This is a genomic window from Kineosporiaceae bacterium SCSIO 59966 (assembly GCA_020881835.1).
Lineage (GTDB): Bacteria > Actinomycetota > Actinomycetes > Actinomycetales > SCSIO-59966 > SCSIO-59966.
The window spans coordinates 2068982-2087989 of sequence record CP052876.1; the positions used below are offsets into that span (position 1 = coordinate 2068982).

Genomic DNA, 19008 nt, shown 5'->3' on the forward strand with positions numbered 1-19008 from the left:
GGGTCAGGTCCTCAGCAGCACCAGGTCGTCACGGTGCACGAGCTCCCGGTCGTACCCGGGCCCGAGCCGGTCGCCCAGCTCCCTGGTGGAGCGGCCGATCAGGCTCGGTACCTCCTGTGAGGAGTAGTTGACCAGCCCCCGGCCGTGCACGTGGCCGGTTCGGTCGCACAGGTCGACCGGATCGCCGGCCTCGAACTGTCCGTGCACCTCCAGCACACCGGCAGGCAGCAGCGAGGCCCGGCGGTGGACCACGGCGGCGACCGCGCCGTCGTCCAGGACGAGCCGGCCCAGGGGGGTGGCGGCGTGCGCCAGCCACAGCAGCCGGGTCGACGTCCGCGGCGCGGTGGGCACGAACCACGTCCCGACGTCGGCGCCGGACAGCCCGTCGCGGGCCAGGTCGGCGGAGGTGAGCAGCGTCCCGATCCCGGACCCGGTGGCGATCCGCACCGCCTCCAGCTTGGTCACCATGCCGCCGGTGCCGACCCCTGCGGGGCCGGTGCGGCCGACGACGACCTCGGCCAAGTCCTGCTCGCCGTCCACCTGGGCGATCCGGCGGGCACCCGGGCGGTGCGGCGGTCCGTCGTACAGGGCGTCGACGTCGGAGAGCAGGACGAGCGCGTCGGCGTGCACGAGGTGGGCGACCAGGGCGGCCAGCCGGTCGTTGTCACCGAACCGGATCTCGTCGGTGGCGACGGTGTCGTTCTCGTTGACCACCGGGACGACGCCGAGGCGCAGCAGCCGGTACAAGGTCCGCTGGGCGTTGCGGTAGTGGCTGCGCCGGACGACGTCGTCGGCGGTGAGCAGCACCTGACCCACCGTCACCCCGTGCTCGGCGAACGCGTCGGTGTACTGGGCGAGCAGCGCCCCCTGGCCGACGCTGGCCGCCGCCTGCTGGGTGGCCAGGTCCCGCGGACGGCGGACCAGCCCGAGCGGGCCGAGGCCGGCCGCGATCGCACCGGAGGAGACGAGCACCACCTCGGTCCCGGCGGCGCGGCGGGCGGCGAGGACGTCGGTGAGGGCGTGCAGCCGCCCGGCGTCGATACGGCCCTGCGGCGTCGTCAGCGACGACGACCCGACCTTGACGACGACCCGCCCGGCGGTGGCGAGCTCGGCGCGGGTCCGCAGCACCGACGGCGTCATCGGCCCGGGTCGCCCTCGGCGTCCGCCGTCCAGTCACCCTCGGCGTCCGCCGTCCAGTGACCGGCCTGGCGCTCCTCGTCGAGCTCGGCGCGCGCCGCCGAGCGTGCCTCCCGCCGCTGGGCGTAGGCCTCCCGCTTCTCGTCCCGGGTGGGTCGCCGGGAGTCCTCCAGGCGCAGGTCGCTGCCACGTGGACCGGCCAGCAGCTCGGCGCCGCCGACGAGGGTGGGCTCCCAGTCGAAGACCACTCCGTCCTGCCCGCCGATGACGACGGTGTCACCGGCGCGGGCGCCGGCCTCGAACAGGGCGTCCTCGACGCCGAGGCGGGCCAGCCGGTCGGCGAGGTAGCCGACCGCCTCGTCGTTGGCGAAGTCCGTCTGACGGACCCAGCGCTCGGGCTTGACCCCACGCACCCGGTACACCGGTCCGTCAGCCGTCGTCTCCGGGGTGACGGTGAACCCGGGGTCGTCCACCGGCCGGGGCCGCAGGACGACCCGGCGGGCGGTGGGGGCCGGCGCGGCGCGGCGGGCGGCCTCGACGAGCCGGGCCATCGCGAACGACAGCTCCCGCAGGCCCTCGTGGCTGGCCGCGGACACCTCGTGCACCTCGTAGCCGCGCCGCTCCAGCTCGGGGCGGACCATGTCGGCGAGCTCGCGGGCCTCGGGGACGTCGACCTTGTTCAGCGCGACGAGCCGTGGCCGTTCGGTCAGCGGGACGGGGGTCTCGCCGTCACCGGAGTCCACCGGGTAGGCCCGCAGCTCGGCCTCGATCGCCTCGAGGTCGCTGACCGGGTCGCGGTTCGGCTCGAGGGTGGCGCAGTCCAGGACGTGGACGAGGGCGGCGCAGCGCTCGACGTGCCGCAGGAACTCCAGTCCCAGCCCCTTGCCCCGGCTGGCCCCGGGGATGAGGCCGGGCACGTCCGCGACGGTGAACCGGACGTCGCCGGCCTGGACGACGCCGAGGTTGGGCACCAGGGTGGTGAACGGGTAGTCGGCGATCTTCGGCCGGGCGGCGCTGAGCGCGGCGACGAGGCTGGACTTGCCGGCGCTGGGGTAGCCGACCAGGGCCACGTCGGCGACGGTCTTGAGCTCGAGGACGACGTCCCCGGCGTCACCGGGTTCGCCGAGCAGGGCGAAACCGGGGGCCTTGCGGCGCGGGGAGGCCAGCGCGGCGTTGCCCAGGCCACCCCGGCCGCCAGCCGCCAGGACGAACCGGTCCCCCGGGGCGACCAGGTCGGCGAGCACCTCGCCGTCGGGACGCTTGACGACGGTGCCGGCCGGTACCCGCAGGACGACGTCCTCGCCGTCGGCGCCGTGCCGCAGACCACCCTGCCCGGGACGGCCGTTGCCGGCGCGGCGGTGCGGGGAGTGGTGGTACTCCAGCAGGGTCGTGGTCGAGGGGTCGACCTCCAGGACGACGTCGCCGCCCTTGCCGCCGTTGCCGCCGTCCGGGCCGCCGAGGGGCTTGAACTTCTCCCGGTGCACCGACGCGCAGCCGTGGCCGCCGTCCCCGGCGGCGACGTGCAGGACGACGCGGTCGACGAACTGTGCCACGCCGGTCACCTCCTCGATCGGCCCGGCCGGGGCCGGGTGGACGACGAAGGGGCGAGCCGGTCGTCCCGGCTCGCCCCTTGGTCAGGTCTGCGTCGTCAGTCGACGGTGAGCCTCACTCGCCGGCCGGGACGATGCTGACGACCTTGCGCCCGCGACGGGTGCCGAACTCGACAGCGCCGGCGGTGAGCGCGAACAGCGTGTCGTCGCCGCCCCGGCCCACGTTGACGCCCGGGTGGAAGTGGGTGCCCCGCTGACGGACGATGATCTCGCCGGCGTTGACGACCTGCCCGCCGAAGCGCTTCACACCGAGCCGCTGGGCGTTGGAGTCGCGCCCGTTCCGGGAGGAGCTGGCGCCCTTCTTGTGTGCCATGTCTGTGGGTCCTCGTTCGTGTCGCGGGTCAGCTGCTGATGTCGGTGATCTTGATGCGGGTCAGCTTCTGGCGGTGGCCCTGGCGCTTGCGGTACCCGGTCTTGTTGCGGTACTTGAGAATCGTGATCTTGGGCCCCTTCGTCGCGTCGACGACCTCGGCGGTCACCGTCGCCCTGGCCAGGGCGTCGGCGTCGCTGGTGACGGTGGACCCGTCGACGAGGAGCACCGGCTTGAGCTCGACCGTGGTGCCGGCGTCGCCGGTGACTCGGTCGATGGTCAGCACGTCGCCGACGGCGACCTTCTCCTGCCGGCCGCCGGCGCGGACGATCGCGTACACGTGAGGCTCACTCTCTGACGTCGTTCGACAGTTGCTGGTGACGAGCGGTCGGGCGGGGCCGAGCGCACACAGCAGGGCACGCCGAGGGCGTGCCGCGGTCCAGGGTACGGAGCGGCGTACGTCCGGGTCAAACCGGCTCGGCGGACGCCGGCACCTCCCCCGCGTCGTCCGCGGAGCCGCCCGCACGCAGCGTCGCCGCGGCGACCTCCTTGACACCGCCCTTGCGGCGCTGCTGCGAGCCGGGCTGCTCCCCCTTGGTCCGCCCGCCGTTGTGCTGGCTCTTCTCGACCGGCTCGTCGAACAGGACGACGCCACGGCCGTTGCAGCACTCGCAGGTCTCGCTGAACGCCTCCAGCAGCCCCTGCCCGACCCGCTTGCGGGTCATCTGGACCAGACCGAGCGAGGTGACCTCCGCGACCTGGTGCTTGGTGCGGTCGCGGCCCAGGCACTCGACGAGGCGGCGCAGCACGAGGTCGCGGTTGCTCTCCAGGACCATGTCGATGAAGTCGACGACGATGATGCCGCCGATGTCCCGCAGCCTCAGCTGGCGGACGATCTCCTCGGCGGCCTCGAGGTTGTTCTTCGTCACCGTCTCCTCGAGGCTGCCGCCGGAGCCGGTGAACTTGCCGGTGTTGACGTCGACGACGGTCATCGCCTCGGTGCGGTCGATGACGAGCGAGCCGCCGGAGGGCAGCCACACCTTGCGCTCGAGGGCCTTGGCGATCTGCTCGTCGATCCGGTGGGCGGCGAACACGTCGTCCTCGCCGTCCCAGCGCTCGAGCCGCTCGGCGAGGTCGGGGGCCACCCACTGGACGTACTCCGAAACGGTGTCCCAGGCGTGGTCGCCGGCGACCACGAGCTTGGTGAAGTCCTCGTTGAAGACGTCCCGGACCACCTTGATCATGAGGTCGGGCTCGCCGTAGAGCATCGCCGGCGGGCTGACCGCCTTCGCCTTCTTCTCGATGTCCTCCCACTGCGCCTGCAGGCGCTGGACGTCGCGCGAGAGCTCCTCCTCCGAGGCCCCCTCGGCGGCCGTCCGCACGATGACCCCGGCGTCCTCGGGCAGCACGCTCCTGAGGATCTTCTTGAGCCGGTTGCGCTCGGTGTCGGGCAGCTTGCGGGAGATACCGGTCATCGAGCTGCGCGGCACGTAGACGAGGTAGCGCCCGGGCAGCGACACCTGGCTGGTGAGCCGGGCACCCTTGTGCCCGACCGGGTCCTTGGTGACCTGGACGAGGACGGGGTCCCCGGACTTCAGCGCGACCTCGATGCGCTTCGGCTGGCCCTCCAGGCCGGCGGCGTCCCAGTTGACCTCGCCCGCGTACAGGACGGCGTTGCGGCCCTTGCCGATGTCGACGAACGCGGCCTCCATGCTCGGCAGCACGTTCTGCACCCGACCGACGTACACGTTGCCGATCAGGGAGGACTGCTCCTTGCGGGCGACGTAGTGCTCCACGAGCACGCCGTCCTCGAGGACTGCGATCTGGGTACGGCCCTCCCGCTCCCGGACGACCATGACCCGTTCGACGCTCTCGCGCCGGGCCAGGAACTCCGACTCGGTGATCACCGGACGGCGACGGCCGGAGTCGCGGCCCTCCCGCCGGCGCTGCCGCTTGGCCTCCAGGCGGGTCGAGCCCTTGACGGCGGTGACGTCGTCGGAGGGCTTACGGCCCTGCTTGGCGCGCCCGGACTCCTCGACGGCCGAGTCGTCGGCCTCACCGGAACGGCGCCGCCGCCGGCGCCGCCGGCGGGAGGAGCCAGAGCCCTCGTCCCCGCTGTCGTCGTCCCCGGTGTCGTCGTCCCCGCTGACGTAGTCGCTGACCTCGCCGACGCCGGGGCCGGCGTCCTCGGTCGTGTCCCCGTCGGCCTTGTCCTCGGGCTTGCCCTCCGACGTGTCCTTGGGCTTGCCCTCGGACTTGTCCTTGGGCTTGCCCGGGGACGTGCCGTCACGGACGTCGTCGTCCGTGTCGTCGTCGGTCTCGACCGCGGAGGCGCTGGAGTCCTCACCGGAGCGGCGGCGACGTCCGCGGCCACCGCGGCGCCGACGGCGCCGACGGGTCTCCGCACCGTCCCCGCCGTCGTCCGGGCCGTCGTCGCGGTCCCCCGCCTCGGCACCAGAACCGGCGGAGGTCCCGGCGTCCTGGCCGGCGCCCGGCTGCCCGGCCGGACCGGTCACCTCGCTGGCCGCGGCACTGGGCGCCGTACCAGCCGACTCCTGTTCCTCCTGCTGCTCCTGCTCCTCGGAGGCGGCGGGCTCGGAGGGCACCTGCGGCGGTCCTGCGGGCCGGCTCGCGGCCCGACGCCGGCGAGGAGCGGCTGCCGGGTCCGGCGGCTGGAAGAGCACCGCGGTGGCCGGGACGGCTCCCACGGGGGTCGCGGCGCCGGTGGTGGTCCCGTCCTGGGCGCCGGTGGTGGTCCCGTCCTGGGCGCCGGCGGTGGCCTGGTCCGGTTCAGGTGCGGCCGGCTGCGGGGCCTGCTCGCCGGCGGCGGTGGCCTCGTCCGGCTGCTCCGACGCGGCCGGGGCGGTCTTCGCTGCCGCCCGCTTGCGGGTGGTCCGCTTGCGCGGCGCGGGGGTCTCTGCGACCGGCTGCTCCCCCAGGGACGCCGCTGTCTCCTGCGGAGCCTCCTGCGCGGGGGCCGGGGCCGGCTCGGCTACGGCCGCGGTCTTCTTAGCGGCCCGCTTGCGCGCCGGCCTCTTGGCCGGAGCCGCCGGGGAGGCATCCGGGACGTCGGTAGCCGGGGTGTCAGTGCCCGAAGTCTCAGCGGTTGGGGTGCCAGCGGACGGCGTGTCGGCCTGCGGGGGGCCGGCCGGCCGGCTGGCGGCCCGGCGGCGACGCGGCCGCTGCTCGGCGCTGGACTGCTCGGGGGTGGACTGCTCGGGGGTGGACTGCTCGCCGGTGGACCCGGTCTCGGTGGTCACGGGTGGTGCTCCCGTCATCCCGGGGCACCGGCCACGACCTCGGTACCGCTCGGGTGGTCAGCCGCCGTCGGACGGCGGAAGTCGTCATGGACGCACCGTCCGCTCGCGCCCTCCACAGGTGCGGGGCGCGGGGCCTCAGGTGCCGGCGGCGTCCCGGTCCGCAGCCAGTGGGTCGGCCACGGTGCCGGTCGCCTCGTCGAGCGGCCCCTGCGCCAGCCGGGTCACCTGGGGCGGTGACGGCGGCGCGAGGTCGGCCACGGTGCGCAAGGCGGCGAGGACGTCGTCGGGCCGGACGGCAGGTGTGGCGTGCCGCACGACCATCTGCAGTATCGCACACGGGCGGCTCGCCTTCGCGGCGACGCGCCCCAGCTCGGAGGTGGCCCGGTCTGCCTCGAGGAGATCGAGCCGGACCACCGGCTCGCGGGCGTCGAGCATCCGTCGTCCGGACTTGGTCAGCCGCTCCACCTCGACGTGCTCGGCCGCCAGGAACACGGCGGCAGCGGCTGCCACCTCGCCGGGGTCCGCACCCGGCAGGACGATCTCCCAGTGACTGGCCTCGAGCCGGTCGGTGACGGACCCGGGGCCGGCCTCGACGACCTCCAGGACGTCGAGCCCGGGCGGCAGCGCCTCGTCGAGCGCGTCGCGCACGGCCCGCGGGTCGCAGCGTTCGGCGACCTGCAGCTCGACGTACTCGGCCTCGCTCGCCGCGCCGGTGGAGGCGGCGTTCGCGTACGACACCTTGGGGTGCGGGGTGAACCCGGCCGAGTAGGCCATCGGGACCTCGGCGCGGCGCAGCGCCCGCTCCAGCGCGCGCTGGAAGTCGCGGTGGCTGGTGAAGCGCAGCCGGCCGCGCTTGGCGTAGCGCAGCCGGAGCCGCTGCACCGGCGGCGGCGGCGGGGGGCCGTCGGGCCTGGGCACGGGGTGTCCTCCTCGGCTCAGCGGGTCGCGGTCACAGGAAGCGGACCGGGTCGAAGGTCTCCAGCGGGATGATCCGCACTCGTGGCAGCGGGGCGGTGAAGCAGCCGACCTCGTCCTCGAGGTCGTAGGTCTGCAGGCCGCGTCCGGCCAGCTCGGTGAAGCTCGAGCTGACGAACTCGCGGAAGCCCAGCAGGCCGACCCGGCGCCCGGGGGTGAGCAGTGCGCTCACCTGGTCGACGAAGTCCCCGTCGTGGCTGGCCAGCAGGACGTCGCCGTCCCGGTCGGCGATCGCCGCCAGAGTCCGCTGGATCCCGATGTCGACGACCTTCTCGGAAACCGACCCGGCCAGCGGGATGGGTCGGTACCCCAGCGCGATGAGCGCCTGGACGAACGCCATCGGCATCTGCCCGGAGCTGGCGTTGAGGAAGAACAGGGCGGTGACCGGCTGGTCCCACACCGCGGCGGCGAACTCGCGGACCCGGTCCCACCGCGGCCGCTCCTCAGGCTGGGGGCGACGTCCCAGCACGCTCATGCCGAGGGTGGCGTCGATGTTCTCGCCGTCCACGACGAGGTAGGTCGGGCGCTGGGGAAGCTGGTCCACGGCGGACACCCTAGGTCGACAGGTACGGCCAAGTCGTTGTCACCGTCGCCCGGCCCACCTAGGGTGATCTTCTGGAGGGTCAACGATGTCCACCCAGCCCACCCTGATCCGCTCGGTCAGCCGTGCCCTGTCGCTGCTCGACGCGGTGGGGAGTGCAGCGCGCCCGGTGCCGGCCAAGTCGCTGGCCCGGCAGACCGGTGTCCCGCTGCCGACGGCCTACCACCTGCTGCGCACCCTGGTGCACGAGGGGTACCTGCGGCGCACCGAGGCCGGATACGTGCTCGGCGACCGCGCCGACGCGCTCGCGGGCCGCGCCACCCCCAGCGTCGTGCAGGTGTCCCGCTCCCACCAGGTGCTCCAGCACCTGCACGACGAGCTGCACGCCGCGGCGTACCTGTCGGTGCTGGACGACGGTGAGATCCGGCTCGTGGACGTCGTGGACTCCCCCGAGGCGCCGCGCACGGACCTGTGGGTGGGCTTCCACGACGCCGCGCACGCGACCGCCCTGGGCAAGGCGGTGCTGTCCACGCTGCCGGAGCAGACCCGCCGCGAGTACGTCGAGACCCACGAGCTGGCCGACCTCACCCGCCACACGGTCACCGACCGGCGGGTCCTGCTGCACGAGCTGAGGTCGCTGTCCGAGTACGCCATGGACCGGGAGGAGTACGCCGTTGGCACCGCCTGCGTCGCCGTCCCGGTGCCCTCGACCACGTTCTCGGCGGCGGTGGCCGTGTCCGTGCCCGCGACCAGCCTGCGGCGCGTGATCGACCGCCGCCAGGCCCTGCGGCGGGCCGCCCGGCTCATCGCCTACGCCGGGCCCGACGGCCAGTGACCGGCGCGTCTATCACCATCTGAACTTCTTACCGTTGCCCGGCGACCCCCACCGGCGCAGGCTGCGAGACACGCAACCGCGAGCCGTTGGAGGACCCATGACAACACAGTCAGCGTCGGCGTCCGTCCCGGCACAGGCCGGGTCTGCGCCACGCATCGACGCCCAGACCCGCGTCAGCCTGTACGAGACGATGGTGCTGAGCCGGACCTACGAGGAAGCCATCCTGCGGGAGTACCACGCCGACAAGGGGCCCGGCTTCGACATCGGCAAGGGGCTCGTCCCCGGTGAGATGCACCTGTCCGCCGGCCAGGAGCCGGTGGCGGCCGGCCTGTGCGCCCACCTCACCCGGGACGACGCGATCACGGCGACGCACCGGCCGCACCACCTGGCCATCGCCCACGGGGTCGACCTGCGGCGGATGACCGCCGAGATCTTCGGCCGGGAGACCGGCCTGGGCCGGGGCCGAGGCGGGCACATGCACCTGTTCGACCCCAGCACCCACTTCTCCTGCTCCGGCATCATCGCGGAGGGCTACCCGCCCGCGCTCGGGCAGGCCTTCGCGTTCCGGCGCCGCGGCACCGACCGCGTCGCCGCCGCGGTCACCGGCGAGGGCGCCGCCAACCAGGGCGCCTTCCACGAGTCGCTGAACCTCGCGGCGCTGTGGAGCCTGCCCGTCGTGTTCGTCGTCGAGGACAACGACTGGGGCATCTCCGTGCCGCGCACGGCGTCCACGGCCGTCGGCTCGAACGCCCTGCGGGCCGCCGCCTACGGCATCCCCGGTGAGCGCGTCGAGGACAACGACGTCGAGGGCGTCTACGCAGCGGTCGGGCGTGCGGTCGCCCGGGCGCGGGCCGGCGAGGGGCCCTCGCTCATCGAGGTCCACACGCTGCGGCTGTGGGGCCACTTCGAAGGTGACGCCCAGGGCTACCGGCAGGACCTGGCCGACGCCCCGACGCACGACCCCATCCCGCGCTACGAGCGGCGGCTGCGCGACGCCGGTCTGCTGGACGACGCCGCCGTCGAGCGCGTCAAGGCTTCCGCGAGCGAGCGGGTCGAGGACGCGATCCGCTTCGCCAAGGAGAGCCCGCTCCCCGACCCGGCGGCCGCGACCGCCTACGTCTTCACCGACGCACCGTCCGCAGGAGGCACCCGATGACCGTCACCGACACCCCCACCGTCCCGGCGCCACGCGCCAAGCGGCGGCTGACGACGTCCAAGGCGATGGTCGAGGCCATCGCCCAGGAGATGGAGCGCAACCCCGAGGTGGTCTACCTCGGCGAGGACGTCGGCTCCTACGGCGGCATCTTCAGCTCCACGACCGGCCTGCTCGACCGGTTCGGACCGGACCGGATCATCGACACGCCGATCTCGGAGACCGCCTTCATCGGCCTGGGTATCGGCGCGGCGGTCGAGGGGATGCGTCCCATCGTCGAGCTGATGTTCGCCGACTTCCTCGGCGTGTGCCTGGACCAGATCTACAACCACATGGCCAAGATCCACTACGAGTCCGGCGGGGTCGTGAAGGTGCCGATGGTGCTGACGACCGCGGTCGGCGGCGGCTACTCCGACGGCGCGCAGCACTCGCAGTGCCTGTGGGGCACGTTCGCGCACCTGCCGGGGATGAAGGTCGTCGTGCCCAGCACGCCGGCCGACGCGAAGGGGCTGATGACCGCCGCGATCCGGGACGACAACCCCGTCGTGTACATGTTCCACAAGGGCGTGATGGGGCTGCCGTGGATGGCGAAGAACCCGCGCGCGACCGACGACGTCCCCGACGGCGACTACGAGGTGCCGATCGGCAAGGCGCGGGTAGCCCGCGAGGGCAACGACGTCACGGTCGTCACCCTGTCGCTGTCGGTGCACCACTCGCTGGACGTCGCCGAGACGCTGAGCGCCGAGGGCATCGACGTCGAGGTGCTCGACCTGCGCAGCCTGGTCCCGCTGGACCGGGAGGCGATCCTCACTTCGGTGGCCAAGACCGGGCGGCTCGTGGTCGTCGACGAGGACTACCAGTCCTTCGGCGTGTCCGGTGAGGTGGTCGCGACGGTGACCGACCACGACCCGGGCCTGCTGCGGGTGCCGGTGCAGCGGGTGGCCGTCCCCGACGTCCCGATCCCGTACGCCCGACCGCTGGAGTACGCCGTGCTGCCCCGGCACGACCGCATCGAGGCCGCGATCCGCCGAGCGGTGGCCGCATGACGGACGTCCTGTTCCCGCAGCTGTCCAAGGAGACCCCGGACGCCGAGGGGGTGCTGTCCACCTGGTTCGTCGACGACGGCCAGCACGTGGAGGCCGACGAGCTGCTGGCCGAGGTGCAGGTCGACAAGGTGGCTGCCGAGGTCCCCGCCCCGGTGGCGGGCGTCGTCCGGCGTCTGGTCGAGGAGGAGGCGGCCGTCACGCAGGGAAGCCCCATCGCGCGCATCGAGTAGCACCGCCCGCAGATCAGTCAGCAGAGCACAGAATGCTGGGTTCGTGGCGCAACACGCCGTCCATGGCGTGACGAACCCAGCATTCTGTGCCGACCGGGCAACGGTCAGGAGGGCGTTCAGGCGCCTTCTCGGACGTCGGTGCGCTTGCTGACCGTCAGCGGCAGCAGGGTGCGTCCGGTGGGGCCGATCTGGATCTCGGTGTCCATCTGCGGGCAGACGCCGCAGTCGAAGCACGGCGTCCAGCGGCAGTCCTCCACCTCGACGCCGGACAGCGAGTCCTGCCAGTCCTCCCACAGCCAGTCCTTGTCCAGGCCGGAGTCCAGGTGGTCCCACGGGAGCACCTCGTCGACGTCCCGCTCCCGGGTCGTGTACCAGTCGACGTCCACCGGCTCGTCGGCCAGCGCCCGCTCGGCGCACTGCATCCACCGGTCGAAGGAGAAGTGCTCGCTCCAGCCGTCGAACCGGCCGCCGTCCTCCCACACCGCACGGACGACCCGCCCGACCCGCCGGTCGCCGCGGGACAGCAGGCCCTCGACGATGCCCGGTTTGCCGTCGTGGTAGCGGAAGCCGATGGCCTTGCCGTACCGGCGGTCGGCGCGGATCGCGTCCCGCAGCTTCGCCAGCCGTGCGTCGGTGGTCTCGTGGTCGAGCTGGGCGGCCCACTGGAACGGGGTGTGCGGCTTGGGCACGAAGCCGCCGATGCTCACCGTGCAGCGGATGTCGCTGCGGCCGGAGACCTCCCGCCCGGTGGCGATGACCCGCTTGGCGAGCTCGGCGATCTGCAGGACGTCCTCGTCGGTCTCGGTGGGCAGACCGCACATGAAGTAGAGCTTCACCTGCCGCCAGCCGTTGGCGTACGCCGTGGCGACGGTCCGGATCAGGTCCTCCTCGGTGACCATCTTGTTGATCACCTTGCGGATGCGCTCGCTGCCACCCTCCGGGGCGAAGGTCAGGCCGGAGCGCCGACCGTTGCGGCTCAGCTCGTTGGCCAGGTCGATGTTGAACGCGTCGACCCGGGTGCTGGGCAGGCTGAGCCCGACCTTGGACTCCTCGTAGCGGTCCGCGAGCTGCTTGGTGAGGTCGGCGATCTCGGAGTGGTCGGCGCTGGACAGCGACAGCAGACCGACCTCCTCGAAACCGGTGGCCGCCAGCCCCTGCTCGACCATCTGGCCGATGCCCTCGATGGAGCGCTCCCGCACCGGACGGGTGATCATGCCGGCCTGGCAGAACCGGCAGCCGCGGGTGCAGCCGCGGAAGATCTCGACGCTCATCCGCTCGTGCACGCTCTCCGCGAGCGGGACGAGCGGCTGCTTGGGGTAGGGCCACTCGTCGAGGTCCATGACGGTGTGCTTGGCGACCCGCCACGGCACCCCGGGCCGGTTCGGGGTCACGCGCTGGATCCGCCCGTCGGGCAGGTAGTGCACGTCGTAGAACTGCGGCACGTAGACCCCGCCGCTCCGGGCCAGGCGCAGCAGCAGCTCCTCGCGACCACCCGGGCGGCCCTCGTCCTTGAAGTCCCGGATGACGTCGGTGACGGCGAGCACGGCCTCCTCGCCGTCCCCGATGATCGCGGCGTCGAGGAAGTCGGCCACCGGCTCGGGGTTGAACGCCGCGTGCCCGCCGGCGAGCACGAGCGGGTGGTCGTCGGTGCGGTCGCGGGCCTCGAGGGGGATGCCGGCGAGGTCGAGGGCGGTGAGCAGGTTGGTGTAGCCGAGCTCGGTGGCGAACGACACGCCGAGGACGTCGAAGTCGCCGACCGGGCGGTGGGCGTCGACGGTGAACTGCGGCACCCCGTGCTCACGCATGAGGGCCTCCATGTCCGGCCACACCGAGTAGGTCCGCTCGGCCAGGGCGTCCGGACGCTCGTTCAGCACCTCGTAGAGGATCATCACGCCCTGGTTGGGCACGCCGACCTCGTAGGCGTCCGGGTACATCAGCGCCCAGCGCACGGTGCTCTCGCCGCCGCAGTCCCACGCCTTGACGGTGGCGTTCAGCTCACCGCCGACGTACTGGATCGGCTTGCCGACCTTGGGCAGCAGCGGCTCGAGCCGGTCGAAGACGGAGTCGCCGCAGCGGTGGGTCCTGGTGGGCTGGAGCATGGTGGCAACGCCTCCGCAGGGGCCAGTTCATCAGGGGGAGGCACCAGGGTAACCCGCGCGCCGCCTGCACCGCCGGGCCCGACGTCACCGGTCCGCCTCCCAGAATGCTGGGTTGGTGGCGCGACACGCCGGCAAAGCCGTGCCGGACGCAGCATTCTGTTCTGTGGTCAAGCTGTTCCGTGGTCGAGCTGTTTCTGTGGTCGAGTCTGTGGTCGAGGCGCCTAGGCGAGGTCGGGGAACCAGATGGCGATCTCACGGACGGCGGACTGCGGGGAGTCGCTGCCGTGCACGAGGTTCTGCTGGACGGCGACGCCCCAGTCGCGGCCGAGGTCGCCGCGGATGGTGCCGGGCGCGGCCAGCGTGGGGTCGGTGGCGCCGGCCAGGGAGCGGAACCCCTCGATGCAGCGCTGCCCCTCGATGACCGCGGCGACGACCGGGCCGGAGGACATGAACTCCAGCAGCGGCTCGTAGAACGGCTTGCCCTCGTGCTCGGCGTAGTGCCGGGACAGCAGGTCGTGGTCGGCGCGCACGACCCGCAGTGCGACGAGGGAGTACCCCTTGGCCTCCACCCGGCGCAGCACCTCGCCGGTCAGCCCGCGACGGACCCCGTCGGGCTTGACGAGGACGAGGCTGCGCTCGGTGGTCGGCTCGCTCATGAGGTGCTCCTTGACCGCGGGCGGGGACGATAGGCCTGACGGGGGCTACTGGCGGGGTGACCCTACCGATCGACGGGTGGGGCGGCGTCCCGGGCGGCGGCCTCGGTGTCGACGCGGTGCCCGAGCCACAGGAACCACACCCACAGGCCGGCGAACACCGCCCCGAGGAAGAACATCGCCGGTACCCAGAACCCGGTGGCGACGAGGACGACCTGCAGCCCGGTGCCGAACCACAGCCCGGCCCGGGTCCGGACCAGCCCCGCGCCGAGCAGGCACGCCCCGGCCAGGACGCCGCCGGCCGTCCACACCGTCGCGTCCGGGACGTCGAGCAGCCCGATCGCGGCCAGGACGCCGAAGAGCACGAGCAGGGACTCCAGGGCCAGGCACGTCGCCGCCAGCCGGGACACCGTCCGGGTCGGCGGGGGCACGAGCGTCACCACCGCCGCTCCCGCACCAGCAGGGCCCGGGCCTCCCCCACGACGGTCACCGAACCGGTGACCAGGACGCCGGCACCCAGACCGTCCGCCGCGCCGGCCTCGGCGAGGTTGACGGCCAGCTGCAGGGCGTCGTCCAGGGCCTCGGCGGTGTGCACCCGGTCCTCGCCGAAGATCTCCTCGGCGAGCACCGCGAGCTCCTCCACCGGCACCGCGCGCGGGGACAGCGACCGGCTGACGACGATCTCGTCGAGCACCGGCTCGAGCAGCTCGAGCATCGTCCCGGCGTCCTTGTCGGCGAGCACCCCGACGACGCCGACGAGGTGGCTGAACGCGAACTCCTCCTCGATCGCGGCGACGAGGGCTGCCGTCCCGGCCGGGTTGTGCGCGGCGTCGACCAGGATCGTCGGGCTGGGCCGCAGCACCTCCAGGCGCCCCGGGGAGTCCACGTCGCCGAGCGCGGCGCGCACGACGTCCGCCTCCAGGGCGGTCTGCCCTCCCCCGAGGAACGCCTCGACGGCGGCGACGGCGAGCGCGGCGTTGCGGGCCTGGTGCTCGCCGTGCAGCGGCAGCAGCACCTCCTCGTAGTGCCCGGCGGTCCCGGTCAGGGTGAGCAGCTGGCCGCCGACCGCCAGGGTCCGCTCGGCGACACCGAGCTCGACCCCCTCCCGGGCCACCCGGACGCCGAGCTGGCGGCACCGCTCGAGGACGACGTCGCGAGCGGCGTCCGGCTGTCGCGCCAGGACGACGAGCGCCCCCGGCTTGACCACGCCGGCCTTCTCGGCGGCGATCTCCTCCAGGGAGTCCCCGAGGACCTCGGTGTGGTCCAGGGAGATGGGGGTGATGACCGCGACCTGCGGCTGGACGACGTTCGTGGCGTCCCAGGTCCCACCCAGGCCCACCTCGACGACCGCGACGTCCACCGGGGCGTCGGCGAACGCGGCGAAGGCCATCACCGCGAGCACCTCGAAGTAGGTCAGGGCCGGCTGCCCGGCCGCCCGCAGCCGGCCGTCCACCATGGCGACGTACGGGGCGACGTCCTCGTGCACCTCGGCGAACCGCTCGGGGGTGACCGGCTCGCCGTCGATGCTGATCCGCTCGGTCACGCTGACCAGGTGCGGGCTGGTGAACCGGCCGACCCGCAGGTGGTGCTCGCGCAGCAGCCGGTCGATCATCCGGGTGGTGGAGGACTTGCCGTTGGTGCCGGCGACGTGGATCACCGGGTAGGCCAGGTGCGGGTCGCCGAGCAGGGCAAGGCACTCGCGGACCGGGTCCAGCCGCGGCTGCATCCGGTCCTCGGGGGTGCGGGCGACGAGCTCGGCGAACACCTGCCGCAGCCGGCCCTCGGGGCTCTGCTCGTCACTCACGACCGCTCCACCCGGATCCGTACGGCCAGGCCGTCGCCGACGGTCGTCTGCGTCACGCCGTCCTCGGCCGGCAGTGCGTCGAGGTCGCCGGCCGCACCGAAGGACTCGGCGAGGGTCTCCCCGACCACGAGGTCCTGGTGAGCCACCAGCGCCTCCCACACGGCAGGCTCCCCGGCGACGGTGAGCCGGATCCGGTCACCGATCGCCAGCCCGGCGTCCCGACGGGCCTGCTGGACGGCGCGCACGACGTCCCGGGCCACGCCCTCGGCGGCCAGCTCGGGGCTCACGGTGGTGTCCAGGACGACGAACCCCTCCCCCGGCAGGGTGCCGGTGGCGCGCGAGGCCCCGCCGGCGTCGTCCTCGACCACGGTCTGCACCTCGTACTCGCCCTCGAGCAGGCGGACTCCGCCGGCGACGACGCCGTCCTCCTCGGTGCTCCAGTCCCCGGCGCGGGCGGCGCGGATGGCGACCTGGACGTCCTTGCCGAGCCGCGGCCCGGCGGCCCGGGCGTTGACGACCAGCCGGTGCCGGATCCCGAAGTCCTCCTCGTGGGCCGCGGCGAGGTCGACGAGTCGGACGTCCTTGACGTTCACCTCGTCGGCGACCAGGTCCCGGAAACCGGTGAGGACCTTCGCCCGTGGGCTGACCACGGTGAGCCCGGGCAGCGGCTGGCGCACCCGCAGCCCGCTGCTCTTGCGCAGCCCGAGGGCCGTGGAGCAGACGGCGCGCACGTCGTCCATCGCGGCGAGCAGGTCGTCGTCGGCGGGCAGCTCCTCGGGGTTCGGCCAGTCGGTGAGGTGGACGCTGCGCCCACCGGTCAGGCCGCGCCAGATCTCCTCGGTGGTGAGCGGCAGCAGCGGCGCCGCCACCCGGGTCAGCACCTCCAGGGCGGTGTAGAGGGTGTCGAAGGCGTCGGCGTCCTCCTGCCAGAACCGGTCCCGCGAGCGGCGGATGTACCAGTTCGTCAGGACGTCGAGGTGCCCGCGGACCGACTCGCAGGCCGCGGCGATGTCGTGGCCCTCGAGCTGGTCGCCGACGGTCTGCGCGAGATCACGGGTCTTGGCGAGCAGGTACCGGTCCAGGACGTGCCCGGAGTCGGTGCGCCACCGCGCCTCGTACCCCGCCCCGCCGGCAGCCGCGTTGGCGTACAGGGAGAAGAAGTACCAGGCGTTCCACAACGGGATCATCACCTGGCGGACGCCGTCGCGGATCGCCTGCTCGGTCACCACGAGGTTGCCGCCGCGCAGAACCGGGGAGGACATGAGGAACCAGCGCATCGCGTCCGCGCCGTCCCGGTCGAAGACCTCGTTGACGTCGGGGTAGTTGCGCAGCGACTTGCTCATCTTGCGGCCGTCGTCGCCGAGCAGGATGCCGTGGGCGACGCAGGTGCGGAACGCCGGCCGGTCGAACAGCGCGGTGGCCAGCACGTGCATCGTGTAGAACCAGCCGCGGGTCTGGCCGATGTACTCGACGATGAAGTCGCCGGGGTAGTGATGCTCGAACCAGTCGGCGTTCTCGAACGGGTAGTGCACCTGCGCGAACGGCATCGACCCGGACTCGAACCAGCAGTCGAGCACCTCCGGCACGCGGCGCATCGTCGAGCGGCCGGTCGGGTCGTCAGGGTTGGGGCGGGTCAGCTCGTCCACCGCGGGCCGGTGCAGGTCGGTGACCCGGACGCCGAAGTCCCGCTCCAGCTGCTCCAGAGAGCCGTAGACGTCGACCCGCGGGTAGGCGGGGTCGTCACTGACCCACACCGGGATGGGGCTGCCCCAGTAGCGGTTCCGGCTGATCGACCAGTCCCGGGCGTTCTGCAGCCACTTGCCGAACGAGCCGTCACGGACGTGCTCGGGCACCCAGGTGATCTGCTCGTTGAGCTCCACCATGCGGTCCCGGAACGCGGTGACCTTGACGAACCACGAGGACACCGCACGCTGGATGAGCGGGGTGTCGCAGCGCCAGCAGTGCGGGTACGGGTGGTCGTAGGTCTCGTGCCGGAGCAGCACGGTGCCCTCGGTGACCGCCCCGCCACCGGTCTTGAGGTCCCGGATGATGTCGGCGTTGGCCTCCAGGACGTGCCGGCCGGCGTAGTCGGGGACCTCGGCGGTGAACCGGCCCTGGGCGTCGACCGGGACGACCGCCTCGATCCCGGCGGCGTCGGTGACGACCTTGTCCTCCTCGCCGAAGGCCGGCGCGATGTGCACGATGCCGGTGCCCTCGTCGGTGGTGACGTAGTCGGCGGCCAGGACCTGGTGGGCGTTCTGCCGGCCGAGGAAGTACGACATCGGTGGGGTGTAACGGCGTCCGAGCAGGTCGGTGCCCCGCAGGCGCTGCACCACCCGCGGCTCCTCGCCGTCCGGGCCGGCGAGCTCCCGGGCGTAGTGCGCGACACGCTCGGCCGCGAGGACGTACCGCTCCCCGCCGCTCTCCACGACGACGTACTCCAGGTCGGGGTGCACCGCCATGGCGAGGTTGCTGGGCAGCGTCCACGGCGTCGTCGTCCAGATCAGCGCCAGCTCGCCGGTCTCCAACCGGTAGCCGACGGTGACCGCGGGGTCCTGCCGCGTCCGGTAGACGTCGTCCATCCGGGTCTCGGTGTTGGACAGCGGCGTCTCGCACCGGGTGCAGTACCAGAGCACCCGGTAGCCCTCGTAGATCAGACCCTTGTCGTACAGCGACTTGAAGGCCCACATGACCGACTCCATGTAGTCGAGGTCGAGGGTCTTGTAGTCGTTGTCGAAGTCGACCCAGCGCGCCTGGCGGGTGACGTAGTCCTCCCACTCGTCGGTGTACCGCAGCACCGACGTCCGGCAGGCCGCGTTGAACTCGGCCACACCCATCTGCTCGATCTGGTCCTTGCTCGCGATCCCGAGCTGCTTCTCGGCCTCCACCTCGGCGGGCAGGCCGTGGCAGTCCCAGCCGAAGCGTCGCTCCACCCGGCGCCCGCGCATCGTCTGGAAGCGGGGGACGACGTCCTTGACGTAGCCGGTCAGCAGGTGGCCGTAGTGCGGCAGGCCGTTGGCGAACGGCGGGCCGTCGTAGAAGACGAACTCGTTGCTGCCGTTCTCCCCAGCCGGCCGGGCCTCGACGGAGGCCTCGAACGTGCCGTCGGCGGCCCAGTAGTCGAGCACCCGCCGCTCGATCTCCGGGAACCGGGGGGTGGCGGGCACGCCGTCGGTCGGGTCGCCGTGGGTGGCCTTCGGGTACGTCATCTCTGCCCTCACCGTGATCTTGCAGTTCGTGCCGATCATGGTGCGAGGACGACGTCACCGGGCCGGTCCCGGCAGCACCGCGGTACCACCTCGCTTGCCGGGGCGTGCCCGGCCGCTCGTTCGACGGCTGTCACGGGCCGTACCCG

The 19008-nt window shown here is 73.0% G+C and carries 16 protein-coding genes; 4 read left to right on the forward strand and 12 right to left on the reverse strand.

Annotated elements, in window-relative coordinates; genetic code table 11:
* Window positions 1-3: 3 nt before the first annotated feature.
* The 7 genes from HJG43_09605 to HJG43_09635 all read right to left on the reverse strand — a co-directional run bounded on the left by HJG43_09605 (window position 4) and on the right by HJG43_09635 (window position 7767).
* Window positions 4-1140 (reverse strand): glutamate 5-kinase, encoded by a 1137-nt coding sequence (locus tag HJG43_09605; protein UER54753.1) that lies wholly within the window; start codon window positions 1138-1140, stop codon window positions 4-6.
* Window positions 1137-2690 (reverse strand): GTPase ObgE, encoded by a 1554-nt coding sequence (gene obgE, locus HJG43_09610; protein UER54754.1) that lies wholly within the window; start codon window positions 2688-2690, stop codon window positions 1137-1139. The genes HJG43_09605 and obgE overlap by 4 nt, the downstream gene beginning before the upstream one ends.
* Before the next feature lie 112 nt (window positions 2691-2802).
* A complete protein-coding gene (rpmA, locus tag HJG43_09615; GenBank protein UER54755.1) occupies window positions 2803-3060 on the reverse strand; it encodes a 50S ribosomal protein L27 in 258 nt (85 codons plus the stop codon).
* A 28-nt stretch (window positions 3061-3088) separates the two neighbouring features.
* Window positions 3089-3397 carry a 50S ribosomal protein L21 gene (rplU, locus tag HJG43_09620; protein UER54756.1) on the reverse strand — a complete coding sequence of 103 codons (309 nt, stop codon included), beginning with the start codon at window positions 3395-3397 and terminating at the stop codon, window positions 3089-3091.
* A 127-nt stretch (window positions 3398-3524) separates the two neighbouring features.
* Window positions 3525-6335 (reverse strand): Rne/Rng family ribonuclease, encoded by a 2811-nt coding sequence (locus tag HJG43_09625; protein ID UER54757.1) that lies wholly within the window; start codon window positions 6333-6335, stop codon window positions 3525-3527.
* A 117-nt stretch (window positions 6336-6452) separates the two neighbouring features.
* Complete coding sequence (locus tag HJG43_09630; GenBank protein UER55868.1) at window positions 6453-7199, reverse strand: DUF2344 domain-containing protein; 747 nt, start codon at window positions 7197-7199, stop codon at window positions 6453-6455.
* Between the two features lie 67 nt (window positions 7200-7266).
* The gene (locus HJG43_09635; GenBank protein UER55869.1) at window positions 7267-7767 is read right to left on the reverse strand and encodes an NYN domain-containing protein; all 501 of its coding nucleotides are present in this window, start codon (window positions 7765-7767) and stop codon (window positions 7267-7269) included.
* Window positions 7768-7921: 154 nt separating this feature from the next.
* On the opposite strand from HJG43_09635, the gene HJG43_09640 reads away from it, so the two are divergent.
* The 4 genes from HJG43_09640 (at window position 7922) to HJG43_09655 (ending at window position 11097) form a co-directional block, all read left to right on the forward strand.
* Entirely contained in the window at window positions 7922-8668 is a 747-nt protein-coding gene (locus HJG43_09640) for an IclR family transcriptional regulator (GenBank protein UER54758.1), read from the forward strand.
* 154 nt (window positions 8669-8822) lie between these two features.
* Window positions 8823-9824: a thiamine pyrophosphate-dependent dehydrogenase E1 component subunit alpha gene (locus tag HJG43_09645; protein ID UER55870.1), complete on the forward strand. Its 1002-nt coding sequence runs from the start codon at window positions 8823-8825 to the stop codon at window positions 9822-9824.
* Complete coding sequence (locus HJG43_09650) at window positions 9821-10867, forward strand: alpha-ketoacid dehydrogenase subunit beta (GenBank protein ID UER54759.1); 1047 nt, start codon at window positions 9821-9823, stop codon at window positions 10865-10867. Before HJG43_09645 ends, HJG43_09650 begins: the two co-directional genes overlap by 4 nt.
* Complete coding sequence (locus tag HJG43_09655) at window positions 10864-11097, forward strand: biotin attachment protein (protein ID UER54760.1); 234 nt, start codon at window positions 10864-10866, stop codon at window positions 11095-11097. The genes HJG43_09650 and HJG43_09655 overlap by 4 nt, the downstream gene beginning before the upstream one ends.
* Window positions 11098-11213: 116 nt before the next feature.
* Here the strand turns inward: HJG43_09655 and HJG43_09660 are convergent, their stop codons facing one another.
* The 5 genes from HJG43_09660 to HJG43_09680 form a co-directional block, all read right to left on the reverse strand.
* Window positions 11214-13196 carry a TIGR03960 family B12-binding radical SAM protein gene (locus HJG43_09660; protein ID UER54761.1) on the reverse strand — a complete coding sequence of 661 codons (1983 nt, stop codon included), beginning with the start codon at window positions 13194-13196 and terminating at the stop codon, window positions 11214-11216.
* Window positions 13197-13417: 221 nt separating this feature from the next.
* Window positions 13418-13852, reverse strand: coding sequence for a nucleoside-diphosphate kinase (gene ndk, locus HJG43_09665; protein UER54762.1), 435 nt, complete (start codon window positions 13850-13852; stop codon window positions 13418-13420).
* Between the two features lie 62 nt (window positions 13853-13914).
* Complete coding sequence (locus HJG43_09670) at window positions 13915-14259, reverse strand: DUF4233 domain-containing protein (GenBank protein UER55871.1); 345 nt, start codon at window positions 14257-14259, stop codon at window positions 13915-13917.
* Window positions 14260-14285: 26 nt separating this feature from the next.
* Window positions 14286-15575, reverse strand: a complete 1290-nt coding sequence (locus HJG43_09675; protein UER55872.1) for a bifunctional folylpolyglutamate synthase/dihydrofolate synthase — start codon at window positions 15573-15575, stop codon at window positions 14286-14288.
* A 74-nt stretch (window positions 15576-15649) separates the two neighbouring features.
* The gene (locus tag HJG43_09680; GenBank protein ID UER54763.1) at window positions 15650-18862 is read right to left on the reverse strand and encodes an isoleucine--tRNA ligase; all 3213 of its coding nucleotides are present in this window, start codon (window positions 18860-18862) and stop codon (window positions 15650-15652) included.
* Between the last annotated feature and the right edge of the window lie 146 nt (window positions 18863-19008).